This window comes from Mucilaginibacter rivuli, assembly GCF_019391655.1.
GTDB lineage: Bacteria > Bacteroidota > Bacteroidia > Sphingobacteriales > Sphingobacteriaceae > Mucilaginibacter > Mucilaginibacter rivuli.
In genome coordinates, this window is record NZ_JAHXPQ010000004.1 from 399,558 (window position 1) to 423,475 (window position 23,918).

Sequence of the window (23,918 nt, forward strand, 5' to 3'; positions counted from 1 at the left end):
AGCAAAAGACTGTCAAGTGGCTACCATACTATGCGTAAAATAATTATCCTTGTATTTTTAGTGACTTTAACTTTTAACACAACTACGGCTCAAAACAAAAGCTACAGCGTTGTCACTACAGATATCGACAATTTCTGGCAAGCTTATGATCAAATCACCTCGACCAAAGACAGCTCCCTTCAATACAATTACCTTAACAAACTCTTCCTTGAAAAAGGCACGCCCGGCTTAAAGGCAATTATGGAAGTGCGCAACTATACTGCTAAATCGTATATCAACGCCATAAACAACTACCCGCTATATTGGGCATCCATCAGGCCAAATACTTTGAAAGCAAAAAGCTATGCAAAGGATATCGAAGCCAATGTGCTCAAACTAAAAGCGCTCTACCCCGAATTAAAACCAGCAAACGTTTATTTTACCATTGGCGCGTTACGAACCGGCGGCACTACCCTTAACAATATGGTTTTAATAGGCACCGAAATAGCCTTGGGTGATAAAAGCACCGTCACATCCGAGTTTCCTAAAAGTTTTGCATATTTAAGGCCCTATTTTGATAGCAATGCGAGTGGTAGTACCATTGTTTTTACAAACATCCACGAATATGTGCACACACAGGAAAAAACAACTGATGCTAACTCGCTACTTGGCCAAAGCGTTTTAGAAGGTGTTGCCGAATTTATGGCTGTAAAGGCCACCGGGCAGCCATCTGCACTGGCGGCTATGGGTTATGCCAGGGCTAACGACGAACGCATTAAGCAAAAGTTTGCCACGCAAATGTTTAACCCTTTCACTGGTTTTTGGTTGTATAATGATGATGAAAATGAATTTAAAGCCCGAGATCTTGGCTATTACGTAGGTTATGTGATCTGCGAAAAATATTACGCAAAAGCAATCAACAAAAAACAAGCAATAAAAGAAATGATAGCACTGGATTATAACAACCCGGTTGCATTAAATGCCTTTGTGGAACAGTCGGGCTACTTTAACGCATCACTTCAATTACTTAAAAACAAGTTTGAAGAAAGCCGGCCAACTATCCTCTCAATTAAACAGTTTAAAAATAACACAACCGCTGTTGATCCGGCAACAGCACAGATAACGGTTGAGTTTTCAGAACCGATGGATAAACATTATCGTAATTTTGACATGGGCCCGCTTGGTAAAAACAACTTAATGACCCTTAAGCGTTTTATTGGCTTTTCGGACGACGGTAAGTTTGCGACATTTGAAATTATGCCCTTAAAGCCCGGCTTCCATTATCAATTACTCTTAGGCGAAAACTTCAGGAGCATAAATGGCATTTCTTTAAAACCCTACCTGATGGATTTTACAACAGCAGTGCAATAGCGTTCCTGTGGTCATTTTAAATGGAAACCCTATCTTTAACCAAGGATTATTAATACCATGAAACTCCACGAACTTACCAACTACCTCGAAAGCCTCGCACCCTTAGCTTACCAGGAAGATTACGATAACTCCGGCCTCATCGTTGGGCACCCCGATAAGGAAATTAACCAGGCACTCGTTTCACTGGATTGTACAGAAGCAGTGGTTGATGATGCCATTGCCAAAGACTGCCAGGTGATCATATCCCATCACCCTATCGTATTTAAAGGCCTTAAAAAACTGAATGGAAAAACCTATGTGGAGCGGGTGATAGAAAAAGCCATCAAAAACAATATCGCTATTTATGCCATCCATACTAATCTTGATGCGGTAGCGCATGGAGTAAACGCCCGCATTTGCGAAACTTTGGGTATAACAGATTGCCGTATCCTTGCCCCCAAACATGGCATACTTAAAAAGCTGGTTACCTATGTGCCGGTAAACTATGCCGATAAAGTGCGCGCCGCTTTATTTGCTGCCGGGGCCGGGCAAATAGGTAATTACAGTGAGTGCAGTTTTAATACCGAAGGAATCGGAACTTTTAAAGCCGGAGAAAATACTGACCCATTCATTGGCCAAAAAGGCATTACCCAAAACGAGCCCGAAGTAAAAATTGAAACTGTTTACCCGGCCAGCCTGGAAAGCAAAATATTAGTGGCCCTGTTTATGGAGCACCCATACGAAGAGGTGGCTTATGACCTTTACCCTCTTACCAATCAATACCCAACTGTAGGTTCGGGTATGATAGGGGAGTTGGCTGAGCCAATGAGCGAACTTGATTTTTTGCAAATGGTAAAATATAAAATGAACGCGGGGGCCATACGCTACACTAAATTACGCAACAAAAGCGTTAAGCGTGTGGCGGTTTGCGGCGGCTCGGGCAGCTTTTTATTAAAGAACGCCATTGGCGCCGGCGCCGATGTTTTTGTGACCGCCGACTTTAAGTATCATGAGTTTTTTGATGCCGAAGAAAAGTTGGTTATTGCCGACATCGGACATTTTGAAAGTGAGCAATTTACACAGAATTTAATAGTTGAAATTATTAAGAAAAAATTTGTTAACTTTGCCGTCCGTTTAACAGAAGTAAATACAAACCCCATCAAATATTTGATTTAATGGAACAAACCGTAGAACAAAAGCTAAAAGCCTTATACGACCTGCAAACCATCCATACCAAGATCGACAGAATACGTCAGGTTCGTGGCGAACTTCCGATGGAGGTTGCTGACCTTGAAGATGAAGTTGAAGGATTGGAAACCCGTATACAAAAAATAAAAAGCGAATTAGATGATTTGGAAGATGCGATAGTAACCCGCAAAAACGTAATCCGCGATGCGCAAGCCAATATTAAAAAATACGAAGGCCAGCTTAACGAAGTAAAAAATAACAGGGAATACGATGCGATTTCGAAAGAAGTTGAGATACAGGGCCTTGATATACAAGTAAGCGAGAAAAAGATCAAAGAATTTGGTTTTGAGATCACCACCAAAACCCAGATATATGAAAAAGCTGTTGCCGACCTTGAAGGCCGCCAGCATGATCTTGACGCAAAGAAAGCTGAACTGGATACCATTACCGGCGAAACTGAAAAAGATGAGCAAGAGTTAACTGCTGAAGCAGAAAAAGCAAAAGCAAACATCGAAGAGCGTTTGTTAACCGCTTACACCCGTCTTCGCGGTAATGCAAAAAACGGTTTAGCTGTAGTAACTATCCAACGTGATTCTTGCTCAGGATGCTTTAACCAGATCCCTCCTCAGCGCCAGTCGGACATCCGCCAAAGAAAAAAGATCATCGTGTGCGAACATTGTGGCCGTATCTTGGTTGATGAACAGATGGCACTTGAAGCTGAACCTGCATAAGGTTTAGTTTATTAATGTATATTGGCGCCTCAAAGTAATTGAGGCGCTTTTTTTTTGACTGATGTTTCGTAAACTTATTTTTCTAACCGTTCTGATCTGTTGCTTAAAGGTTGATACCTATGCCAACTTTGATTTTAACCCGAACTGCGTGCAGGCTTATAAAGCCATTGTTAGCTTGCGTTTAACCGAGGCCCGCCGGATTATCAATCGCGAAAAGGCCATCCACCCGCAAAATTCAATCACCGCGCTCTTAGATAACTATTACGATTTCTATTACCTGCTAACTACCGAAAACAAGGTCGAATTTGATAAACTGATCCAAAATAAATCAGCACGGATAGACCTGCTGGATAAAGACGACGAGCGTTCGCCATATCATAACTTTGCTATGGCACAGGTATACCTGCAGTGGGCCTTTATGCAAAGCCGCTACGGCGAGTTCACTTCGGCAGGCTTTGGCATAAATAAAGCATACCGTTTACTGCAGGAAAATGCTAAAAAGTTTCCCTCCTTTACTCCTAACAACATTCCGCTTGGCGTTATTAATGTATTGTTAGGTTCGCTGCCGGGCGGTGCCTTAAAAAGCGTATTGGGATTTTTTGGGATAAAAGGCAATACACAAACAGGCATTTCCATGCTCGAGTCACTATCGAACACCATAAAAGATACACCCTATAGTTATCATTATGATGAGCTGGTTTTCTATTATACCTATATCCTCACCAACGTAACCAACGATCCGAATGCTTTTTCTAAAACCGTAAACCTAACTGCTGCACAAGACAATCAAAGCGAGTTTAAAGCTTACATTATAGCCTATGTTGGCATGAAAACCGGGCACAGTAACGAAGTGATCAGTTTGTTGGATAAACGTGTTCAGGATACCGACTCCCAACCCTACCCTGCACTGGATTATATTATGGCCATAGCTAAAATGAACCGGGGTGATAATGACGCAAACAACTATTTCAATAAGTTTATACAGGAATACAAAGGCGTTAACTACATTAAAGACGCTTACCTGCACCTTGCCTGGCAATGCCTTTTAGATAGCGATATAAGGCGCTATAACGCGTTTATTGTTTTGGTGCGAAGCAAAGGATACCTATACAATGATAAAGACAAGCAAGCCCTGGATGAAGCTAATGATGACCCCGCCAATGTATTGTTGTTACGTGCACGTTTATTATGCGATGGCGGTTATTATAACAAAGCTTTAGCAGTATTAGCCAATCATGGCGCAGGCGATTTTAAACTTCAGCGTGATAAGATAGAGTACTACTACCGCATAGGCCGCATATACGATTCTATGGATAATGATGATGAAGCTTTGAAGTTTTATACCAGTGCCATCAATATAGGTAAAACCTCAACTTACCACTATGCCGCCAGTTCGGCTATCCGTATGGGGATGATATACGAACAGAAAAAGGATTTTACCCGTGCACGTAACGCATACCAAATGATATCAAACTTTGGCACTAAACAGTTTAAAAACAGCCTGGAGCAAAAAGCTAAAGATGGGTTAAACAGGATTAGCGGGAAATAAGCGCTACCGTTTAAAAAACTTACCCTTCAACAGCTTGTCCATTACATCATCGTAAAAGCTTTGGCCCATACTTACTTTGGCAATGCCCAGGTTTAGTATATTACCTTCAATGCTGCTTATCTTATCAAGGTTTACGATATGGCTTTTATGTACCTGTATAAACTGATCGGCAGGTAGTTTCTCTTGTATGCCTTTTATGGTCAGATAAACTACCAGTTTTTTATTTATTGTATACAATGTTACATAATTGGCCATCGCTTCAATGTAAACCAGTTCGCTATACACTACACGCTCAATTTTACCATCGCTTTTTACAAAAAAAGAGTCGTTAGCGTTTGCGGGAGGCCGTTGCTTTAATGTTTTTAACTGCAGCGCCCTGTTCCCTGCCTTAATAAATCTATTTAATGAAAATGGTTTTACCAGGTAGTCAACCACAGCCATTTCAAAACCATCGAGCGCGTATTGGCCGTACGCTGTTGTCATAATCACCATTGGCAAGTAAGGGGCCGATCGTAAAAACTGGAACCCGTTCATTTTAGGCATATTAACATCTAAAAAGATCAGGTCAACGTCAAGCTCGCTGATCAAGTTGGTTGCCTTCAGCGGGTTTTCTGCCGTACCAACCAGCTTCAAAAAATCAGTTTCCTCAATATACTCCTGCAATAGCTTGCGGGCAATCGGCTCATCGTCAATTATAATACAGTTCAGCGTCATAAATCAAATAAGATCAAGGTAAGCTGGTAACTATCATCGGTATCATTTATTGTTAACATATGCTTTTTAGGATAGAGTATCTCAAGGCGTCTTTTTGTATTATTTATACCCAACCCCGATGCCCGTTCATCATGGTTAATAAACGACTCTTTGGTATTGAACACCTTAAAGGTTAAAGCCCCATGCTCATACTGCAAGCAAATATCAATACGGTTTTCTTTGTCTTCATTAAAGCCGATATACTTAAAAGCATTTTCGATAAAGTTAATAAATAACAACGGAGCTACTTTTATTGGCCCGTTTATCCCTTCATCAAAAAACGACACAAAAATACGATCATCTATTCTACCTTTTTGTATCGCAATGTAATTTTTAATGTAATTGATCTCTCTTTCCAATTCTATTTGCTCAACATTACACTCATACAACTGGTAACGCAGCATTTCAGAAAACACAAGCAGCATATTACGTGCGTCTTTGTTCGATTTATCGATATGCCCGTAAATGGAGTTGATGGAGTTAAATAAAAAATGCGGGTTAAACTGCGCCCGTAAAAAGTTAAGTTCGTTGGTAGCTTTGTCTTTTTCTATCTTTTCGATATAGATCTGCGAGCGTATCTTTTCGATCATCATTTTGGCCGCCAATATGCAAAGCACCCAAAACATAATATTGATGAACGAATCTCGAAAAATGGCCAATTGATCAAATTGAGGATTGGGTACTTTAAAAATAAAAGTCACCACAAACATGGATACCGGTATCCTGATGAGCGCGGTTACCACAATCCCGGTAATAAATAGTATACTAAATTTTACGTAATGCTTTTTGTTAAGCAGTTTAGGAATAGTGTATAGGGCATTAAAGTAATAATTTACAGATATGAATGCCAGGTAGCAAAATTGTATGGTAATGGTGTGGGTAAGTACCAATGTGCCATTCCTGAAAATAAATATCCAGAAAAAGTAGGCCAGCAGCCAAAACAGGAGATGATATATTACTTTGATCTTCAATACGCTAACAAAAATACAGCTTAAGGCGGCAAAAGCTATTTAAATTTCTATTTCGGCTCAGTCCCATCGGGGAAGGCCTGGCCTTTATGGCAAGTATTACATTGTACCACCAGAGCGGCATCGCCAAGTTTAGGATGTTTGTTTTCAAGCCAGCGTTTATTCAGGTCGAGCGTCATACGCATCATCCTCCTTGTAATTTCCTTTTCCGGCTTGGCATCACTGGCAAAATCAAGCCCATGCCCGTCTTTTGCGTTGGCATGGCAAAAACCGCAGCTTACGCCTAAGCCATCTTCAAAATCATCTGCCATAATGCTTTGCAATTCGCGTGAGCTTATATTTTTTGGCAACACCTTTAAATTGGTATATTTAGGTGGTTCGGGTGTGCGGGTTGTTGCCGCAGCTGCAATAATTACAATTGCGGCAAGTGTTGTTATCAATGTAAATTTATTGAGTTTCATTTTTTCGCGATAACGTTGATATTCACCTCCAACTCGTCGGATACAGTGCTTGTTCCGCCTACGCCAAAATCTTTCCTGTTCATGGTAAACCCGCCCTTAAACAGATAACCATCTGCTGATGCCGTAGCCGTAAACGGAAACGATATAGGTTTCGATTTTCCTTTTATAGTTAGCATCCCTGTAAACCGGTATGTTCCCGCTTTACCGCTTGCAATTATTTTATTTGATTCAACCCTGATTTTTGGACTGTTTTTTACATCAAAATACCCGTCGCCACGTAAATGCTCATCGCGCAGGTTATTATCGGTATTTACTGTCGCGGCGTTAATGCTTACATCAAATTTGCTGTTGGCTGGGTTTTGAGGGTCAAAATCTATCTGGCCCTCAAAGCCGCTAAACGAACCATCAATCTTAAACCCTAAATTTTTAATGGTAAACTTTAACAACGAACCCTGCTCAACAGGCTTATATTGCGCAAGCGTGTTTTTCGCTAACCCTGCTATCACCAGCAGCAATATCATTTTCTTCATTTTCTTATCTCTGATCGGTATCGACAATTAACGGGGTATCGGTAATGGCAAGGGTATGATCATGTTCAACATAATTTACGCTTGTTAAACCCAAATAGCTACGCAACTTTTCGGCAGGCACTTTCATTGGCCCCGGCGATGGCGCGGCACCCGGCGCCGGTTGCGGGAATGCGGTTGAATTAGCGGTATGGAAGGTAATATTGCCTTCTACCTTTTGTATGGTTTGGTGGATATGCCCGTTGAGTACCGATACCGAGCCAAAACGTTTAAACAGCCCCATAGCCTGCGCGCTGTCATCAGTGGCCCAACCCCATTGCGGATAAATTGCCCAAAGCGGTATGTGGGCAAAAACAACTATAGGCGTACTGTTTGATAATGGTTTCAAATCAGCCTCCAGCCATTTTAACTGCGCCGCGCCAATATAACCCAAACCACCATCAACATGGTTGGTAACATTATTCAGCCCTATAAAATGCACCCCGTGCGAATCAAAACTGTACCATCCATCGCCAAGTGTTCCTTTTCCGTAACGCTCTAAATACAGCTTGCCATTATCGGTAACGTCATGCTCGCCGGGTACATAAAATATCTTTTCTGTTTTTACGCTTTTCAGCGATTGCTCCAGTGTGTCAAATTCTTCTGCCTGGGCTAAATGGGTAAGGTCGCCGGTATGCAGCACAAATGATGGTGTTACCGGCATGTTATTTATTTTAGATATGGCAGCGTTGAGCGTACCTACCACATCGGTATTTGCAGGCTTGGTAAAACCGATATGGCTATCGCTTATCTGCGCGAAGCTAAAATCTGACTTGGGCATAATAAGCCCTTTTTTAAGGCCGCCTGTGGTTTTATCTATCATCTGGCTCATGCCGAATGATTTGAGTATCCCGCCGCTCATCATCCAGATCACCCCGGTGCCTGCCCAGGCCATACATTCTAAAAAACCGCGGCGGTCAACACCATCGTTATTGGTTGTATTATTTAAATTGTCTTCAGGTTGAAAATGGTCTTTCATATATTTCTTTTTAATGATGAAAATCAATTACATCACTAAAAAAGTGAAAACCCTTAACCCGATAAAAACATTTACACCAACAGGTATAAATTCTTGACGAAGCCTGAGTTTTTAAAACATTTCCGTCTGCCTGCCTGCACGCGGGGTAAAGTGACTCATGTCATATTCGGGCATTTGCCTTCCCGATAAAAACCTTACGCAAGCCATCCTGAAAAGCTGGTGTATTGATTCGGCAATACGTCCTTCGCCGCTCATGCGTGTTCCAAAACGGCTATCATTAAGCTGGCCGCCGTGGCAATCGGCTATCATATTCAATACTTTTTCGGCCCGGTCGGGGAAAGCTTTATGTACCCAGTCGCTAAATATTTCGCCTATACTGCCGTTAAGTCTTACAATAGTAAAGCCTGCTGCCAGTGCGCCCCTATCAGCAGAAGCTTTAATAATATTGGGCAACTCATTACTGTTCAATCCCGGGATAATAGGTGCCGCCATTACCCTTACGGGGATGCCTTGCTCTGATAGTTTTTGTATTACAGCCAGCCGCCCGCTTGCTGTAATGGTTCGTGGCTCAAGCTTTTGTCTTAGTTGCTCATCGAGCGATGTAATGGATACATTTACATGGACCAGGTTTAATTTTGCCAAATCAGTAAGCAAGTCAATATCACGCAGTATCACATTATTTTTGGTGATGATACCTACCGGATTTTTGTATCTTAAAAAAACCTCTAATAAACCACGTGTTATTTTAAGCCGCCGCTCCATGGGTTGATAACAATCGGTATTACCAGACAGGAGTATCATTACCGGCTGGTAGTTTTTTTTGTTGAAGTGAGCCTCCAGTAATTCGGGCGCGTTGCGCTTGATGATGATCTTGCGTTCAAAATCCAAACCGGCGCTAAAACCATAATACTCATGCGTGTTGCGGGCATAACAATAAATGCAGCCGTGCTCGCAACCCTGGTACGGGTTTATGGAATGCATAAAATGCAGATCGGGGCTGTTGGATGTGCTGACTATTTTTTTAGGATGCTCCTCGAATATTTGAGTTGATGAGTTTTCGAGCAATGGTTCGTCCAGGCCCTCGATATGTTCAAGCACATACTTGTTTTTCAGAAATTTATTATGGGTATTTACCTGTGCCCCCCTGCCTTTAAAATAATCCGGATTCTGCTCATGTGACATGAAACAAATTTGCTAAAATAATTAGTAAAAACCAATCGTTTCTTTAAATTTCTATCAGCTTATTTTTAACAGCATACATTACCAAGCCAACACGGCTTTTAACATTCAACTTATCAAAAAGCTGATCGCGGTAGCTATCTACGGTGCGTACGCTGAGTACCATCTGGTCGGCAATTTGTTTATAAGTAAGCTCGGTACCTACTAATTTTAAAAAATCAATTTCGCGGTCGCTTAGTTTAATCCCTTTAACTGTAGCTGGTATTTGCAGGTTATTAATAAGGTGCTTTGCAACAAACGGGGGATAATACACATCATTACCAGATACGGTATTTAAGGCCTCTTTAAAGTCATCGGGCTCAGCATCTTTTAACAGGTAGCCTTTTATACCCATCTTAACCAATGATACCACTGTTGGGGCATCTTCAAACATGGATAAAATGATAACCTTAATTTCGGGATGGTTTATAGAAAGCCATTTTGTAGTTGCAATACCATCCATTTCGGGCATGTTGATATCCATCAACACAATATCAGGCTTAAATTTTTTGCTTATTTTTTGAATAAATTCCTTTCCGTTAGCAGCTTCGAGCATCACATCATAACCCTCGAGGGTATTAATAAGTGATGCGATGCCACTCCTGAAAAGGCGATGATCATCACACAGTGCTACCTGAATAGTTTCTGTCTGCATAGGGTTGTTCTAATGGATTCAGGCTTACCTTAACTTCAGAACCACGGCCTACTACACTTTTTATCCCAACCGTGGCACCAATAAGATTTGCCCTGTTGCGTATGTTTTTCAGGCCCGACCCGTTTCTGCTTAACGCTTCTTCTTTATCAAAACCCAATCCATCATCAGCAATGGTTAAAGTTAGCAATTCGGGCGCATATTGCAAGGTTATGTTTAAACATTCGGCATTGGCATGCTTTAATGTATTGTTAACTGTTTCCTGCAATATCCTGAATAATACCAATTCGGTTTGTTCGCCCGGGTTATTCGGGGTGCCTTCTACTTTCAAATCGGCATGTATCAATTTGCTTTTATTTATCCGCTCTACTTCTGTCTTTATCGCAGGTATAAAGCCCTTGGCCGAAAAGCTATCAGAGCTCAGGCTTTTTGAAAGGTCGCGCAGATCGGTAATAGCCCGGGCGATCAGTTCTTTGCTTTCGGCAATTCGCTCATCTTTTTCAACATCGCCTAATGATACCGCCGTACCCAGGCTAAGTTTTACAAACGAGAGCACCTGCCCTATGTTATCGTGTATTTCCTGGCTTACGTGGGTAAATGTTTGCTCCTGTATCTCTAATTGCGCTTTTAGCAGCTCTTGTTTGAACCCTGATTTTAGATGTTCTTTTTCAATGTAATGCCGTTTTTTATTATTATGATAGTATACAGCCAGCAATAGCATAATTACCCCAATAAGGATAAGCAGCACAACGGCTGCCAATATGGTAACTATAAGTTGCTGGTTAGCTTCTTGCATAAATAAAATGCATAACAATAACTTGAATATAGAATTACATTAATTAAGGGCACAATTACACGATAGATACTTTTGCCTTCTATCTGAATTTTATTTAAAACTATAAACCTTTGCAGCCCAAAAAGAACAATAGCACAAACACTAAAAATAAGCGTAGCTCCACCTATCCAAAAATAAGGGTTTTTGCTAATGCCTATTTCATAATTATCTTCTCTGAATAGCTTAGTTATTATCATTAATGCTAATATTCCCTTTATAAACTCAACCATTATCAGGGAATATACATTGAATTCTTTGGGCCCTTGTAAAAAAAGGAAGTTAATTGCCAGAAAGCACATAACCAATGTTACAACTATTAAGTATATGGTTTTTATATAGCCCTTAAAATCAAGCATGTTCATAAATATCCAAAAATATACAGGCATTGAGAGCAATAAATAAACGTTATATATAAGGTAATTTTTTTTAACGTTGAACCACTGAACATTAGCGCCAATAATTTCGGTTGCGCAAACAATAATAAGTAACAACAAAAATGGTTTCAATTTAAAAAACCTTAGTTGCCGATAAAATATTATCGCAAAAACAAGACTCAGCACTTCAAAGTACTCTGATAAATGCAGATTCATCTATTTCTGAATTATGGCATTAGATCTCCCATATTTAACGGATCGCCATCGCTCGGAGGTGGATCGTTTGGAGGATTATCTCCTTCGCCACCCGGTGCAGAAAATGCAATTATCGGGCCTCCTCCGGCATGCGGAATTACATCAGAGGGGAATATAAATGCCGATAAACGACCTTTTTTTGCTAATGGGTATTTTGCAACAAAATCATCATTATAAACCCCAAAAGCTATTTTAACACTTGGGTTAGGTATTTTATTTAACCAGTTTATTAATTCTGTTTTATCAAAAACAAGCCCTTCCGTGTACGCTTTCTGAACGGCGGGGTCCGAGCTGTTTTTGTACACTTTTTTATACTTTTCCATGCATTGCTCAGCAAGGCTTTTATTAACAGGTCTGTGTTTTCCCATAATAGTTTATGTTTTTAGAGGTGAATTTAATATAATTTGTAAAAATAACATATAACTTGATTTATTTATACGGTGTTTTAACTGAAAACCACCCCGTTAAAACACCGTATAAATTCAGTCATTACATCGTTGCCGGCAGCGTATTGTTTACCCAACTTTACAAAAGTTAATTAAATATACGGATCAGCCGAAAACGGAAGAGTAGGCAATGCCAACAATTATGGAAAAGCTTGTTATGTTAGTGATGATGTTTTTTTTGCTGCTATTAGTAGTGTTTTTCGGCATGGAGCCAAATCAATCATCAAGGGCAAATAATGTAAAACCCAATATATCAGATATCGCAAAAAATTAATATACCCTGCATCTTTTCATCTCACCGGCAATTATTGCCCGGTGAGATGATTACCTTTCAATTAAAAAGTAATACTTACTCCTGTAGTAAATAAGAAATACACACCATTCATAGCGTTATTGGTTGTATAGTCAACCTGGTTAAGCGGTTTAATAAAATATGGCGTAAAGCTTAACTGCACTTTGTTTATGGCATAAGTAACCGGTATTGAGCCGCTTATGGCCAGCAAGTTATATTTTTTTACTTCTTCTTGCCTTTGTTGTGTTACGGTTTGTGTAACTATAGATTGACTGGGCTGGCTGGGAAATAACACATTCAGCGGGTTTGACGGCGATGGGTTGGCTACCGCGCGCTGCACCTGCGATTCAGTATAATAGGTTTGATAAAATGATTGCGTGCCTGCATATAATGTGGCAGTTGGGTCAACTTTTAAGCCGTCTTTTTTATTTGTACCGGTTTTTACTATCCATATTTCTTTAGATAGCTCAGCATTATTTATAATATCATTGCTGTTATCTTTACCTATGCGGTAGCTTGCGCCAAGCGTCATCTTAATTATATCTGCGGGGTTGTAGTTCAACTGCGCGTCTGCAGTGAAATTAAACGATGATAATATAATTGGGCTGTTGCTTGTAATAAAGTATTTGGTTACAGAAACAGCCCCCCCAAACTCTTTCTTTTTATCGAACGAAAAAACATAACCCGGTGTAACACTCAAACCCTCTGATTGCGATTTCGAACCTGAAAGGTCAAAGTATCCCATGGCGCTTACAAAAAAACCCTTTTTTGATATTACCGTAAAATTAGGTAATAAAACAGGTACGCTTGATTCGTCACGGCGGCCGGCATAGGTAAGATTGGACATATATTGGGCGCCGGCATTAAAAAATATAGCTTTAGTTGTTGTTGCAGTATCAGTTTGTGCGTTTGTTTTAACAGCACTAAATAATAAAATGGCAATAGCTAATAGTTTAAGTTTTTTCATGGCGATAGGGTTTGCATTGAAATATGATTGTAAAATCAAAAAGGCCTTACCGGCCTTTTTGATTTTTGTTTATAACATATATATTATTGGTTTTTTGTAGCACTAACACTACCTTGAGTGTTTGATGAGCCACTTACACTGGCTTGTTTTTTGCCTGCTTTAACATTTGTGCTTGATACCGTAGTGTTGGAAGCATCGGTGCTAACTTTATGGCTTGAAACAGTTGTATTACCCGATCCGGTTGTTGATGTTGAACTGGTTGCGCTAACTTTATTTGCCTTTACAATTTTTTTAGTCTTCGCAACTGCTTTATGGCTTGTTGCTATTGCCGCATCTTTTTTAGCGCTTGCATCTGCTTTAACCGCTGTAGCTTTACTTTTTGCCGCGGCAGCGGTTCCGCTTGTATTAACATCGGCATTAACATTACCGCTTGCGTTGGTTGTGGTAGATACTACATTGTTTGAGGCGGCGGCTGTTTGATTGGCATTAGCTGCTACATTAGCATTAGCTGTTTTAGTTGCCTGTGTAGCCGATTCTTTAACCGCTGTTTGCGCCTGGTTTGAAACATGGCTCGTTACATTTGTTGCATGGCTAACCACCTTCTGTGTTGTACTGGCTGCATTTACTGTGGGTACAGTTGCTTGCGTTACTACTTTCGTCGCTGTGGCTGCACCTACATTAACCTGGGCAACACTTGCTTTAGTAACAAAAATAGCTGCTATGAAAAGCATAGGTTTAAATAGATTTTTCATGATACTTAGTATTTAAATTAAGTGATGGCTTTGTGGGTATTATCTCTTTTAATCCAACATATTCCATCATTGTATAACATTTAAAGGCAATTTATATTCCACATTTTCCAAAATGGCCAATACAGTTAAAAAACACACATTAGGGCAGTAAAGCATGTGTATATTTTTTAATACAAAAATAGCTTAACTGTTTATATTGAGATACAAAAACAAGTGTGATTACGTTGAAACGTAGTTTATGCTGATAAACTACATAGCATGGGGGGGCGGTAGAAATTATGCCAGGGCTTTATATAAGTTAGTAAAACTTAACGATTATGAAAAAGCTTATCCTGTTGGTTATGTTGTTCCTTTCGATGCCGGCGTTTGTTTTTGTGATGCTGAAACCCTCATCAGTTGTAAGCGCGTCAAACAGGTACACCACCAAAACCGACGTATAACAAAAAACCCCGAACCAATAATGGACCAGGGTTTAAATTATCATTAATTATCTGCCTCACATTTTAGGCATACGTTTCATCATGCTGGCCATTGCCGCAGGGTTGCTCATTTGCTTCATCACCTTACGCATATCGTCAAACTGCTTTATCAGGCGGTTAACCTCGGTAAGGTTAGTACCCGATCCTTTTGCTATACGGTTACGGCGGCTTTGGTTAATACTATCGGGGTTAGATTTTTCGTACGGTGTCATCGATTGGATGATGGCTTCGATAGCTTTAAATGCATTATCATCAACCTCAACATCTTTCATGGCTTTACCTACACCAGGTATCATACCCATCAGATCTTTCATGTTACCCATTTTTTTGATCTGCTGTATCTGGCTGTAAAAATCGTTAAAATCGAATTTGTTTTTGCGGATCTTTTTTTGAAGTTCGGCGGCTTCCTTCTCGTCAAATTGTTGCTGGGCGCGTTCTACCAACGAAACCACATCACCCATGCCCAAAATACGCGAAGCCATACGATCAGGGTGGAAAACATCCAATGCTTCCATCTTCTCGCCCGTACCAACAAATTTGATAGGCTTATTCACCACCGATTTTATCGATAGCGCCGCTCCACCACGGGTATCACCATCAAGCTTGGTTAAAACAACGCCGGTAAAATCAAGCCTGTCGTTAAACACTTTAGCAGTATTTACCGCATCCTGTCCCGTCATCGAATCAACAACAAACAAAATCTCGTGCGGGTTAACAGCAGCTTTTACCTGCTCAATCTCCACCATCATGGCCTCATCAATTGATAAGCGGCCGGCGGTATCTACAATCACTACATTATATCCACCCTGTTTTGCCATAGCAACACCTTCGCGTGCAATAGCAATCGGATCTTTCGATTCCAGGTTGGCATAAACTTCAACACCTATCTGGCTACCTAAAACTTTCAGCTGCTCAATAGCCGCTGGGCGGTAAACATCGCCTGCAACTAATAACGGCTTTTTGTTTTTCTGAGTTTTTAAAAAATTAGCCAGTTTTCCCGTAAAGGTGGTTTTACCTGCACCGTTTAAACCTGCAATTAAGATAACTGTTGGCGTTGCCGGAAAGTTGATCTCAGCTGTTGAACCACCCATTAACTGGGTAAGTTCGTCGTTCATTATTTTGGTAAGTAACTGGCCCGGCGAAATTGAGGTCAATACATTTTGGCCAATCGCTTTTTGCTTTACATCATCAGTAAAGGTTTTTGCGGTTTTATAGTTAACGTCGGCATCCAGAAGGGCTTTACGAATTTCCTTCATGGTTTCTGCCACGTTTATTTCTGTAATGGATCCCTGTCCTTTCAGGACTTTAAATGCCCTGTCGAGTTTATCCGAAAGATTTTCAAACATCTTAGTATAATTCTATTAAACTTAAAAAATTTAAGCCCACAAAGGTATGATTTTGACACGAATAGCCCTATCGCTTTCTTTTGAAATTTCAATTATTGTGCGATGGTGCAGCAGATTACCTTTTACGGGAATTTATAAACCATGCCCAAGGCCAGGCCTTGCGATGCCTGCACGCTTTGATTGGTAGTAATATCATAAAGCAACGTGCCGCTCAGGGTAACGTTTATCAGGCGGTTTACACGGGCAGCCAAAGTGGCATCAAGCCTATGGGTAATACGGCTAAAGTTGTTGTATGGAATAAATAAGGCATAACGCGCCTGCAAATTCATATTTTGGGCAACATCTTTATTAATGGTTGATACCACCTGGAAAGCCAGGTCATTTTTAAACCTGTTGCCTGGCGTTACGCCGTAATTGCCCGGTATGTTATGGTAAATGGTGGTATCTAATACAAATGTTTGGCGTGCTGTACCTGTACCTATCCTGATATCAATATACTTTACCGGCTTATATTCAAAACCTATCGATTCGGTAAAATAACCGGGTGCCATAAATTTAGAGATCTGGGCAGCATTTATATTGCCTTTTGAATCGGTGCTATATTGGTACCCCACCGCAAATTGTGATTCAAAACTTAACGAACCAAAGAAATACCATTTTTTAGATAGCTGTGTAGCCAGCTTATTATCAAAAAAAATACGATCGTTGGTTTTGCGCGATACCTGACCTTTATTTTTTGATATGCCGTATATGAGTATTAATTCGGTAGTAAAGCTTAAAGGCTTTTGGTTATATTCTGCTTTAAAATCAAAATTCGTCCCCAAGGCAAATGAGTTAACGCCACCACCGCTCCAGTTATCGCTAAAGGCAGATTGGTTAAGGTTTATCCCCAGCGTAAAATATTTGCGCCAGTAACTTACCTCATAACCCAAAGGCGAAACCGGTATCAATTCGGGATGTAGCGCTATGGGCCTGCTACGTATGGGCAGCGCATTTTTGGGCGGGTCTACCCGGTATTTGTTCAGCAGGTTGGTATCAATTTTAGCAGAATCGGCTTTTTGCGCCGCAACGGTTCCAAATACAAACAGCGAAGCAAAAACCGATAAATATGCGCCCAACCTTGACATTTGGCAAATTAAGACAAAATTTCTCTAAATGTAAATCCGGAGTTTTAAACGTTATGTTTATTTTACCCTATTCCGGCTGCCTTACTAAAGGTGGCAATGCAAAAGCTTTGGGGTTACGTTTATATCGTACAAAACTATTCCTTGTATATTTAATAAACTCATAATCGCTGTAGTTAGTAACGGCATAGTAACTCGGGCGGTATTTGAGCATAAAATCAGATAGTTCAGGTTCTTTAAGCTCGGTAATATTTGCTACAAACTGATGGTTAAACCGGGCGTCAATCGTGTTTTCATGATAGTCCCTTTCAATAGTTTCGCGCAACCGTGCGGCATTCCGCCCCCTAAAGCTTAGTATATTATACAAACCATCAATACTTAAACCTGCACCACCATTACCAATGCTTAGCAGATCGCGGTTGGCTAATGTGCCGTAAACTTTATTGTATTCGCGTTTGGCTGCTTCGTACCGCTTTTGTGGATCGGCGTTATCATTAATAGAAACCTCTTTAAGTTGTATGCTTTTCCGTTTCATATAAACAGCTATGGAGGTTTCTGCTCCCAGTTTTACAGTATCGTTAATGTATCCCGTTTTCGAAAAAATCAATACATCACCCGTTTTGGCACTGATCTTAAACTCCGCCTTTAGGTTATCGTAATTATTCGCGTTCGAGTTAAGGTTCAATATGTTTACCTTGGCTATACGCTCTTTGGTTTCTTTATCAAACACAATACCATCAAACTGCTTTTCCTGGGCCAGGGCAAGCGAAATTTGGATTATCCACAACAACAAGATCAGGCAAACCTTCATTACGCACTAAAACTAACCTATCTGTTTCTTATTGTTATACCTTTTAACAAAAATTAACAACATTACTTTGCTATTACCAACTGCTGGCCCAGCTTAATGTTGTTATCGCCCATGCGGTTCAATGCTTTCAACTCATCAACGGTTAACCCAAAACGTTTTGAAATGTTATAGAGTGTATCGCCTTGCTTAACCGTGTACAATTTGTTAACCGGGGTAACATTCACTATCGAGTCTTTAATGTCCTTACCCATATTAGTGGTGATCTGGGCAAAAACTTTGTCTTCACGTTTTGTTTTTTGCGCTTCGCTTCCTTCCGGGCGATCATATTGATCAAGGTGGTATTTTTCGATGATGTTAATAAGCAGGTTGGGATAATTGGGGTTAGTGGCGTATCCCGCCTTTTTCAAACCATTGGCCCAGCCTTTGTAATCGTTTTTATCCAACTCGAACAGTGCCGCGTAGTTCTTCTTTTTCAGGAAATTGGAGTGATCGCGATAGGAGTCTTCGGGGTTGCTGTAAACACGAAAGCAATCATTCACCATGTCATCATTCTTATAATAGCTCTTACCTGTCCAGTTGCTGCTGCATTTTACACCAAAGTGGTTGTTGGCTACCCGGGCCAGTTCACTATTGCCATTGCCCGATTCAAACAGGCCCTGCGCCAATGTAATGCTTGCAGGTATACCATAGGTATTCATTTCTTGTATCGCTATGGTTTTAAAGCGCTGGATGTATGAATCGGAGGTGTAGGTAACATACGTAACTCCATTTTTTGTTACCGTTTTTTGTACCTCTTCATTATTACGGCGCGCATCTTTATTTGAGATACCCGGTGATGAACCATGCGAAGCCGGTTTGGAAGTAGTTGCTTTTTTGTGTGTAAGGCACGATGAGAGAGCTGTAACTAAAAATAAGCCAAGGGCAAGTTTACGCATAAAAAAGGTTTGAAATTTTACGCAAGTAAAACTACACAATTAAGCATTAAAACTACTGAGTAAATTATTTACTGTCGGCCGATGCTAAAATGGTCGATTTATCGTCCGGGTTTTCATCGAACATGTTAAGGTTGTATTTTTTTATCATACCCAACACTTGCGAGGCCCATTTGCGGCTGCTGGCATAACCTGCTTTTTGAATACCGTGTGCCCATCCTAAATAATCATAATGCGTAAACTGGTCAGATAAACCAATAAATTTGGGCTTCTCCGTCATGATACGTGCAAAATCATTAAACGAATCCGTTGGCGAATCGTATTTGCGGTATGATGAGGTAATGGTTTTTTTTCGTTTTTTGTAAGTTGTGGTTCCGTAACCTTTCATACCAAATTGGTTATTCAGGTTTTGGGCGATGGCGCTGCAGCCACTTGCCGACTCATGCATGGCTATAGCCAGAATAATACTTGCAGGCACACCGGTTTGGTGCATAATGCGTACAGCATCGTCCTTAAATTTCTCAATGTAGCTTTGCGATTTTGTTTGTGCGGAGGCACCAACAGAGATGAGCAAAAATGCAACCAGTAAGATTTTCTTCATAATTTACTTTTTTCTGATGATCATAATACCGTCCCGCACCGGGAGAATCAATTTCTCGACCCTTGTATCAGTATTGATCGCATCATTAAAGTCGCGGATCAGTCGGGTATCGGCATCATTTGCTGCCGTATCGTATACTTTTCCTTTCCACAACACATTGTCAACTATAATTAAACCACCAGGCTTGACCTGGTCAAGAATCAACTTAAAATAAGTTAAATTGTTCTTTTTGTCTGCGTCAATGAACGCAAGATCGTAAATCTTGCCGGATAATTCCAATAAAATCTGCTGCGCGTCGCCAAAATGTGGATAAACCAAATTCCCGCGCTCATATTGTTGAAAACTTTTTCGGAGCATTTCTTCCATCTCCAGGTTTACCTCAATGGTGTGTAATTCGCCGCCTTCAACAAGCCCTTCGGCAAGGCAAATCGTAGCGTATCCCGTGTATGTCCCTATTTCTAATATGCATTTAGGTTGCATCAGTTTACTCAACATGCTCAGCAGCCGCCCCTGGTAATGGCCCGAAAGCATGTGTGGTTTAAGCACTTTAAGGTACGTTTCCCTGTTGATAACTTTTAGCAGCTCTGGCTCAGGGTCGGTGTGGGTGTCGAGGTATTGCTGGAGTATTTCCGGGAGTATTTCCATCCTGCAAAAATACGGAACATTATCATTTTACCTAAATGAGCCTTTTTCAAGCCAAGACTGCAGTATTATCGTTGCCGATATCGTATCCACCAACTCCTTATTCTGCCTGGCTTTTTTGCCCATCCCGCTTTGCGCGATAACCGCCGATGCCATTTTTGAAGTAAAGCGCTCATCCAGCATCTCGATGGGTATATCCGGAAAATTCTTTTTCAGGATAGTGACAAAGCCACGCACATGCAGTGCCGATTGGGATGCAGTGCCGTCCATTTGTTTAGGTTCGCCAACTACAAAACGTTCTACCGGGTTAGTGTCCATATATTTTTTAAGGTACTCCACAATATCTTTCGGGTGCACGGTATCGAGCCCGTTGGCAATAATCTGCAGCGGATCGGTAACGGCAATACCGATACGTTTGGTGCCATAATCGAAAGCCATGATGCGAGGCATAGATGTGAGATATTAGATGTGAGATATTAGACCTCCACAAAGTTAAGTATAAACACCGACTTCACTTTTTCTATCAAATCTAATCTGAATGCAAAATCTCACATCCCATATCTCAATACTCAAATGTATTTTACTATTTTGCACCAAATGCAATTTAGTACGATAGTAGGGCAGGATGAGATAAAGCAAAGGCTCATCAATACGGTAAAAGATAACCGGGTTAGTCACGCGCAATTATTTTTAGGCCCCGAAGGTTCGGGTAGCCTGGCATTGGCTGTGGCTTATGCTCAATACCTGAGTTGCGAGGATAAATTATCCGATGATTCATGCGGTATTTGTTCATCATGCCGTAAATACCAAAAACTGGTACACCCCGATCTGCATTTTTCGTACCCGTTCTTCGCCAAAAAAAGTGATGAAACTTCATTAAACTATATCGAAGAATGGCGCGAGGCTTTTTTGGCCAATCCATATTTGAGCCTGGATATATGGCGCGGTTACCTGCAGGCCGAAAACAAGCAGGCGAATATTAACATTGCCGAATGCCACCAGATCATAAAAAAACTGAGCTTAAAACCATTCGAATCGGCATACAAGATCATCATTTTGTGGTTGCCCGAATATTTAGATAAAGAAGGGAACGCGCTGCTCAAAATTATTGAAGAGCCGCAGCCCAATACCTTATTCCTGCTGGTGGCACAAAACCAGGACCAGATACTGAACACCATTTTATCACGAACGCAGCTGATAAAAATACCTTGCGTAAAAGATGATGTGATAAAAGAATACCTTATGGCGGAGCATCATCAAACAGAACACGCGGCAAGCGAGATCGCTTTTTTAAGCAACGGCAATTTAACCGAAGCCTTAGCCATGCTTGGCGAAAACGACAGCAGCTACCATGATATGTTTGTAAACTGGCTGCGCATGTGTTATTCAAATAAAGGGGCTACTATTATGGATTTTACGGAGACCCTGGCTAAACTTGGCCGCGAAAACCAAAAGAATTTTATGCGTTACGGTATCAGCTATATCCGCGAATGCTGCATGATACTGGCAGGTGCCGGCAGCCTGGTTCACCTGCCAGCAACAGAGTTGGATACCGCTCAAAAAATGACTAAAGTGATGAACCTGCCTATGGCCGAAGCCATTGGTAATATCCTCGAAAAAGCTCATTATCATGTGGAAAGAAATGCAAACCCTAAAATTTTATTTTTAGATGTATCTTTACAAATTGTTAGCGTACTAAATTTTAAAATAATCCCGAAAGGGAATCAATATATACCGGGTTAAATTATGGGATGTGGAAGTTGCTCAACAGGCGGATGCGCGCCTGCAGGCTGTAAAAGTAATGGATCTTGCCTTACTAACGGCTGCAGTAAATTAGATGTTTACGATTGGCTTTCCAATATGGATAAGCCAACAAATTATAAGCCTTTCCAGGTCGTTGAAGTAAAATTCAAGGGATCGAGGAAGGAGTTTTTTATTAACGCCGATAACCTTTATTTAGAGTTAGGTGAACTGGTTGCTGTTGAAACTGCCACCGGTGGTTTTGATGTTGGCCATGTATCCATAACAGGCGAACTGGTGCGCATGCAAATGGTAAAGCGCCATGTTAACGAAGGCGATGTTGCCAAAAAAATATACCGCAAAGCTACTCCTGCCGATGTAGATAAGTGGAAAGCTGCTAAAGACCTGGAATGGGAAGCCATGCACAAATCGCGCACGCTGGCTTTAGAGCTTGGCCTGCAAATGAAGATAAGTGATGTGGATTATCAGGGCGATAAAACCAAGGCCACATTTTATTATACGGCCGAAGGCCGCGTTGATTTTCGCGAGCTGATCAAAAAAATGGCCGAGGCTTTCCGTATCCGTATCGAGATGCGCCAGATAGGCATGAGGCAGGAAGCCAGCCGTCTTGGCGGGATAGGTTCCTGCGGTCGCGAGCTGTGCTGCTCAACCTGGTTAACCGATTTTAAAACGGTTTCTACCGCTGCGGCACGTTACCAAAACCTGAGCCTAAACACCCTGAAACTTGCCGGCCAATGCGGTAAGTTAAAGTGCTGTTTAAACTATGAGTTGGATACTTACATGGATGCTTTAAAACACATCCCTGATAACGTAAACTACTTGAAAACCGAAAAAGGAGATGCCCGTTTGCAAAAAACCGACATCTTTAAAAAGATAATGTGGTTTAGCTACCCTAAAGACGATAACTGGGTACCTGTTGAGATAGACCGTGTTAAAGAAATTCAAAAACAAAATAAAGAGGGTATTATTCCTGCCGATCTGGGCGAGTTAAAAGAGCCTGAAACCAAGGCTGCAAAGGTACTGGATTACGAAAATGTTGTTGGACAGGATAGTCTTACCCGACTGGACGACCGCAACCGCAACAAAAACAGGAATAACAACCAAAACCGCGACAGAGACCGGGATCGCAACCGCAATAATAATAAACCACAACAGGGCGAAAACAGGCCACAGGCTAATCAACAACCGCAACGCCAGGGCAACAGGCCACAAGGCAATCCAAATGCGCCTAAAGGTATCCCAATTGACGCCGCTAAACCTGCTGAAGGGGTAACGGCCGCGCCAAATGCAAACCCTAATAAACGCCGCAACAAAAACAGGCATAAAAACAGGGGCAACAATGGGGCTAACGGCAATCCAAACAATAACAGCGCACCAAAAACAGAATAGTATGCGGGTTTCAAAAATTTATATGGTTTTAATAGCAACAACCTTAACGTTGCTATTAAACGCCTGTATGAATGCTGATAAAAACACCATTATTGATCATAATGTTGAGGTAACTGATCTCAACTGGTCATACGTAGATAAAGTTAAGATAGACGTTAAGATAGATGACCCTTCGGTTTTTTATAATGTTTACTTAAACCTGCGTATAACGCCCGATTATAAATACTCAAACCTGTTTGTGCTGATACACCAAATAGGTCCCGACAGGCAGGTAAAAAACATACGCCAGGAATACACTTTAGCAAACCCCGATGGCGAATGGCTTGGCCAGGGTTCGGGTAATTTATATAATTACCAAATGCCATCGCGGCTGCATTATAAATTCCCCGCAAAGGGTATTTACCATTTTGTGATAGAACAAAACATGCGCGATAACCCGCTGCGAGAGGTAAGTGATGTGGGTTTACGGGTAGAAAAGGCGGAATAACCCCTTAACCAATTCTCATCATTTTTTATTC

Annotated in this window: 27 protein-coding genes; 8 read left to right on the forward strand and 19 right to left on the reverse strand. The window is 41.0% G+C overall.

Features of this window, described 5'->3' with window-relative positions; all coding sequences use genetic code 11:
• The first annotated feature begins 60 nt into the window (after positions 1–60).
• The 4 genes from KXQ82_RS11665 to KXQ82_RS11680 all read left to right on the forward strand — a co-directional run bounded on the left by KXQ82_RS11665 (position 61) and on the right by KXQ82_RS11680 (position 4,797).
• Complete coding sequence (locus KXQ82_RS11665) at positions 61–1,350, forward strand: DUF2268 domain-containing putative Zn-dependent protease (RefSeq protein WP_219488554.1); 1,290 nt, start codon at positions 61–63, stop codon at positions 1,348–1,350.
• Positions 1,351–1,407: 57 nt separating this feature from the next.
• A complete protein-coding gene (locus KXQ82_RS11670; protein WP_219488555.1) occupies positions 1,408–2,505 on the forward strand; it encodes a Nif3-like dinuclear metal center hexameric protein in 1,098 nt (365 codons plus the stop codon).
• On the forward strand, positions 2,505–3,248 hold the full coding sequence (locus KXQ82_RS11675) for a zinc ribbon domain-containing protein (protein ID WP_219488556.1): 744 nt from the start codon (positions 2,505–2,507) through the stop codon (positions 3,246–3,248). The genes KXQ82_RS11670 and KXQ82_RS11675 overlap by 1 nt, the downstream gene beginning before the upstream one ends.
• A 61-nt stretch (positions 3,249–3,309) precedes the next feature.
• A complete protein-coding gene (locus KXQ82_RS11680) occupies positions 3,310–4,797 on the forward strand; it encodes a tetratricopeptide repeat protein (protein WP_219488557.1) in 1,488 nt (495 codons plus the stop codon).
• Between the two features lie 3 nt (positions 4,798–4,800).
• On the opposite strand, the gene KXQ82_RS11685 is transcribed toward KXQ82_RS11680, so the two are convergent.
• The 12 genes from KXQ82_RS11685 to KXQ82_RS11740 all read right to left on the reverse strand — a co-directional run bounded on the left by KXQ82_RS11685 (position 4,801) and on the right by KXQ82_RS11740 (position 14,315).
• Positions 4,801–5,511 carry a LytR/AlgR family response regulator transcription factor gene (locus KXQ82_RS11685; RefSeq protein WP_219488558.1) on the reverse strand — a complete coding sequence of 237 codons (711 nt, stop codon included), beginning with the start codon at positions 5,509–5,511 and terminating at the stop codon, positions 4,801–4,803.
• Positions 5,508–6,521 (reverse strand): sensor histidine kinase, encoded by a 1,014-nt coding sequence (locus KXQ82_RS11690; protein ID WP_219488559.1) that lies wholly within the window; start codon positions 6,519–6,521, stop codon positions 5,508–5,510. Before KXQ82_RS11690 ends, KXQ82_RS11685 begins: the two co-directional genes overlap by 4 nt.
• Before the next feature lie 47 nt (positions 6,522–6,568).
• A complete protein-coding gene (locus tag KXQ82_RS11695; RefSeq protein ID WP_219488560.1) occupies positions 6,569–6,979 on the reverse strand; it encodes a c-type cytochrome in 411 nt (136 codons plus the stop codon).
• Positions 6,976–7,509 (reverse strand): YceI family protein, encoded by a 534-nt coding sequence (locus tag KXQ82_RS11700; RefSeq protein ID WP_219488561.1) that lies wholly within the window; start codon positions 7,507–7,509, stop codon positions 6,976–6,978. Before KXQ82_RS11700 ends, KXQ82_RS11695 begins: the two co-directional genes overlap by 4 nt.
• 4 nt (positions 7,510–7,513) lie before the next feature.
• A complete protein-coding gene (locus tag KXQ82_RS11705; protein WP_219488562.1) occupies positions 7,514–8,524 on the reverse strand; it encodes a metallophosphoesterase family protein in 1,011 nt (336 codons plus the stop codon).
• A gap of 111 nt (positions 8,525–8,635) precedes the next feature.
• Positions 8,636–9,706 (reverse strand): PA0069 family radical SAM protein, encoded by a 1,071-nt coding sequence (locus KXQ82_RS11710; RefSeq protein WP_219488563.1) that lies wholly within the window; start codon positions 9,704–9,706, stop codon positions 8,636–8,638.
• Between the two features lie 43 nt (positions 9,707–9,749).
• On the reverse strand, positions 9,750–10,397 hold the full coding sequence (locus tag KXQ82_RS11715) for a response regulator transcription factor (protein ID WP_219488564.1): 648 nt from the start codon (positions 10,395–10,397) through the stop codon (positions 9,750–9,752).
• A complete protein-coding gene (locus KXQ82_RS11720) occupies positions 10,363–11,190 on the reverse strand; it encodes a sensor histidine kinase (RefSeq protein ID WP_219488565.1) in 828 nt (275 codons plus the stop codon). The genes KXQ82_RS11715 and KXQ82_RS11720 overlap by 35 nt, the downstream gene beginning before the upstream one ends.
• Positions 11,163–11,735, reverse strand: a complete 573-nt coding sequence (locus tag KXQ82_RS11725) for a hypothetical protein (protein WP_219488566.1) — start codon at positions 11,733–11,735, stop codon at positions 11,163–11,165. The genes KXQ82_RS11720 and KXQ82_RS11725 overlap by 28 nt, the downstream gene beginning before the upstream one ends.
• A gap of 95 nt (positions 11,736–11,830) precedes the next feature.
• Complete coding sequence (locus KXQ82_RS11730; RefSeq protein WP_219488567.1) at positions 11,831–12,226, reverse strand: hypothetical protein; 396 nt, start codon at positions 12,224–12,226, stop codon at positions 11,831–11,833.
• A 413-nt stretch (positions 12,227–12,639) separates the two neighbouring features.
• On the reverse strand, positions 12,640–13,563 hold the full coding sequence (locus KXQ82_RS11735; protein ID WP_219488568.1) for a hypothetical protein: 924 nt from the start codon (positions 13,561–13,563) through the stop codon (positions 12,640–12,642).
• A gap of 83 nt (positions 13,564–13,646) precedes the next feature.
• A complete protein-coding gene (locus tag KXQ82_RS11740) occupies positions 13,647–14,315 on the reverse strand; it encodes a hypothetical protein (protein WP_219488569.1) in 669 nt (222 codons plus the stop codon).
• Positions 14,316–14,632: 317 nt separating this feature from the next.
• Between KXQ82_RS11740 and KXQ82_RS19850 the strand changes: the two genes are divergently transcribed.
• A complete protein-coding gene (locus tag KXQ82_RS19850) occupies positions 14,633–14,755 on the forward strand; it encodes a hypothetical protein (RefSeq protein ID WP_255563631.1) in 123 nt (40 codons plus the stop codon).
• Positions 14,756–14,811: 56 nt separating this feature from the next.
• Here KXQ82_RS19850 and ffh read toward each other — a convergent pair whose 3' ends face one another.
• From ffh to ruvX, 7 genes are all read right to left on the reverse strand, one after another.
• Positions 14,812–16,140 carry a signal recognition particle protein gene (ffh, locus tag KXQ82_RS11745; protein ID WP_219488570.1) on the reverse strand — a complete coding sequence of 443 codons (1,329 nt, stop codon included), beginning with the start codon at positions 16,138–16,140 and terminating at the stop codon, positions 14,812–14,814.
• 122 nt (positions 16,141–16,262) lie between these two features.
• The gene (locus tag KXQ82_RS11750) at positions 16,263–17,267 is read right to left on the reverse strand and encodes a DUF3078 domain-containing protein (RefSeq protein ID WP_219488571.1); all 1,005 of its coding nucleotides are present in this window, start codon (positions 17,265–17,267) and stop codon (positions 16,263–16,265) included.
• 67 nt (positions 17,268–17,334) lie between these two features.
• Complete coding sequence (locus KXQ82_RS11755) at positions 17,335–18,075, reverse strand: peptidase associated/transthyretin-like domain-containing protein (RefSeq protein ID WP_219488572.1); 741 nt, start codon at positions 18,073–18,075, stop codon at positions 17,335–17,337.
• 62 nt (positions 18,076–18,137) lie between these two features.
• Positions 18,138–19,010 (reverse strand): glucosaminidase domain-containing protein, encoded by an 873-nt coding sequence (locus KXQ82_RS11760; RefSeq protein ID WP_219488573.1) that lies wholly within the window; start codon positions 19,008–19,010, stop codon positions 18,138–18,140.
• Positions 19,011–19,074: 64 nt separating this feature from the next.
• Positions 19,075–19,608 carry a glucosaminidase domain-containing protein gene (locus KXQ82_RS11765; RefSeq protein ID WP_219488574.1) on the reverse strand — a complete coding sequence of 178 codons (534 nt, stop codon included), beginning with the start codon at positions 19,606–19,608 and terminating at the stop codon, positions 19,075–19,077.
• Positions 19,609–19,611: 3 nt separating this feature from the next.
• On the reverse strand, positions 19,612–20,253 hold the full coding sequence (locus tag KXQ82_RS11770; RefSeq protein ID WP_219488575.1) for an O-methyltransferase: 642 nt from the start codon (positions 20,251–20,253) through the stop codon (positions 19,612–19,614).
• A 27-nt stretch (positions 20,254–20,280) separates the two neighbouring features.
• Positions 20,281–20,700 carry a Holliday junction resolvase RuvX gene (gene ruvX, locus KXQ82_RS11775; protein ID WP_219488576.1) on the reverse strand — a complete coding sequence of 140 codons (420 nt, stop codon included), beginning with the start codon at positions 20,698–20,700 and terminating at the stop codon, positions 20,281–20,283.
• A 147-nt stretch (positions 20,701–20,847) separates the two neighbouring features.
• Here ruvX and KXQ82_RS11780 point away from each other — a divergent pair, with 147 nt between their 5' ends.
• From KXQ82_RS11780 to KXQ82_RS11790, 3 genes are read left to right on the forward strand one after another with little or no spacing between them, the layout of a single operon-like run.
• A complete protein-coding gene (locus tag KXQ82_RS11780) occupies positions 20,848–21,993 on the forward strand; it encodes a DNA polymerase III subunit (protein WP_219488577.1) in 1,146 nt (381 codons plus the stop codon).
• 3 nt (positions 21,994–21,996) lie between these two features.
• Positions 21,997–23,400 carry a PSP1 domain-containing protein gene (locus KXQ82_RS11785; protein WP_219488578.1) on the forward strand — a complete coding sequence of 468 codons (1,404 nt, stop codon included), beginning with the start codon at positions 21,997–21,999 and terminating at the stop codon, positions 23,398–23,400.
• 1 nt (position 23,401) lies between these two features.
• Positions 23,402–23,887: a gliding motility lipoprotein GldH gene (locus tag KXQ82_RS11790; protein WP_219488579.1), complete on the forward strand. Its 486-nt coding sequence runs from the start codon at positions 23,402–23,404 to the stop codon at positions 23,885–23,887.
• Positions 23,888–23,918 lie beyond the last annotated feature (31 nt).

Excerpts from the sequence above, each read along its gene's own strand:
- KXQ82_RS11670 (WP_219488555.1), top strand. The coding sequence starts at position 1,408 with ATGAAACTCCACGAACTTACCAACTACCTCGAAAGCCTCGCACCCTTA.
- KXQ82_RS11675 (WP_219488556.1), top strand. The coding sequence starts at position 2,505 with ATGGAACAAACCGTAGAACAAAAGCTAAAAGCCTTATACGACCTGCAA.
- KXQ82_RS11680 (WP_219488557.1), top strand. The coding sequence starts at position 3,310 with ATGTTTCGTAAACTTATTTTTCTAACCGTTCTGATCTGTTGCTTAAAG.
- KXQ82_RS11685 (WP_219488558.1), bottom strand. The coding sequence starts at position 5,511 with ATGACGCTGAACTGTATTATAATTGACGATGAGCCGATTGCCCGCAAG.
- KXQ82_RS11695 (WP_219488560.1), bottom strand. The coding sequence starts at position 6,979 with ATGAAACTCAATAAATTTACATTGATAACAACACTTGCCGCAATTGTA.
- KXQ82_RS11700 (WP_219488561.1), bottom strand. The coding sequence starts at position 7,509 with ATGAAGAAAATGATATTGCTGCTGGTGATAGCAGGGTTAGCGAAAAAC.
- KXQ82_RS11705 (WP_219488562.1), bottom strand. The coding sequence starts at position 8,524 with ATGAAAGACCATTTTCAACCTGAAGACAATTTAAATAATACAACCAAT.
- KXQ82_RS11710 (WP_219488563.1), bottom strand. The coding sequence starts at position 9,706 with ATGTCACATGAGCAGAATCCGGATTATTTTAAAGGCAGGGGGGCACAG.
- KXQ82_RS11715 (WP_219488564.1), bottom strand. The coding sequence starts at position 10,397 with ATGCAGACAGAAACTATTCAGGTAGCACTGTGTGATGATCATCGCCTT.
- KXQ82_RS11720 (WP_219488565.1), bottom strand. The coding sequence starts at position 11,190 with ATGCAAGAAGCTAACCAGCAACTTATAGTTACCATATTGGCAGCCGTT.
- KXQ82_RS11730 (WP_219488567.1), bottom strand. The coding sequence starts at position 12,226 with ATGGGAAAACACAGACCTGTTAATAAAAGCCTTGCTGAGCAATGCATG.
- KXQ82_RS11735 (WP_219488568.1), bottom strand. The coding sequence starts at position 13,563 with ATGAAAAAACTTAAACTATTAGCTATTGCCATTTTATTATTTAGTGCT.
- KXQ82_RS11740 (WP_219488569.1), bottom strand. The coding sequence starts at position 14,315 with ATGAAAAATCTATTTAAACCTATGCTTTTCATAGCAGCTATTTTTGTT.
- KXQ82_RS19850 (WP_255563631.1), top strand. The coding sequence starts at position 14,633 with ATGAAAAAGCTTATCCTGTTGGTTATGTTGTTCCTTTCGATGCCGGCG.
- ffh (WP_219488570.1), bottom strand. The coding sequence starts at position 16,140 with ATGTTTGAAAATCTTTCGGATAAACTCGACAGGGCATTTAAAGTCCTG.
- KXQ82_RS11750 (WP_219488571.1), bottom strand. The coding sequence starts at position 17,267 with ATGTCAAGGTTGGGCGCATATTTATCGGTTTTTGCTTCGCTGTTTGTA.
- KXQ82_RS11755 (WP_219488572.1), bottom strand. The coding sequence starts at position 18,075 with ATGAAGGTTTGCCTGATCTTGTTGTTGTGGATAATCCAAATTTCGCTT.
- KXQ82_RS11760 (WP_219488573.1), bottom strand. The coding sequence starts at position 19,010 with ATGCGTAAACTTGCCCTTGGCTTATTTTTAGTTACAGCTCTCTCATCG.
- KXQ82_RS11765 (WP_219488574.1), bottom strand. The coding sequence starts at position 19,608 with ATGAAGAAAATCTTACTGGTTGCATTTTTGCTCATCTCTGTTGGTGCC.
- KXQ82_RS11770 (WP_219488575.1), bottom strand. The coding sequence starts at position 20,253 with ATGGAAATACTCCCGGAAATACTCCAGCAATACCTCGACACCCACACC.
- ruvX (WP_219488576.1), bottom strand. The coding sequence starts at position 20,700 with ATGCCTCGCATCATGGCTTTCGATTATGGCACCAAACGTATCGGTATT.
- KXQ82_RS11780 (WP_219488577.1), top strand. The coding sequence starts at position 20,848 with ATGCAATTTAGTACGATAGTAGGGCAGGATGAGATAAAGCAAAGGCTC.
- KXQ82_RS11785 (WP_219488578.1), top strand. The coding sequence starts at position 21,997 with ATGGGATGTGGAAGTTGCTCAACAGGCGGATGCGCGCCTGCAGGCTGT.
- KXQ82_RS11790 (WP_219488579.1), top strand. The coding sequence starts at position 23,402 with ATGCGGGTTTCAAAAATTTATATGGTTTTAATAGCAACAACCTTAACG.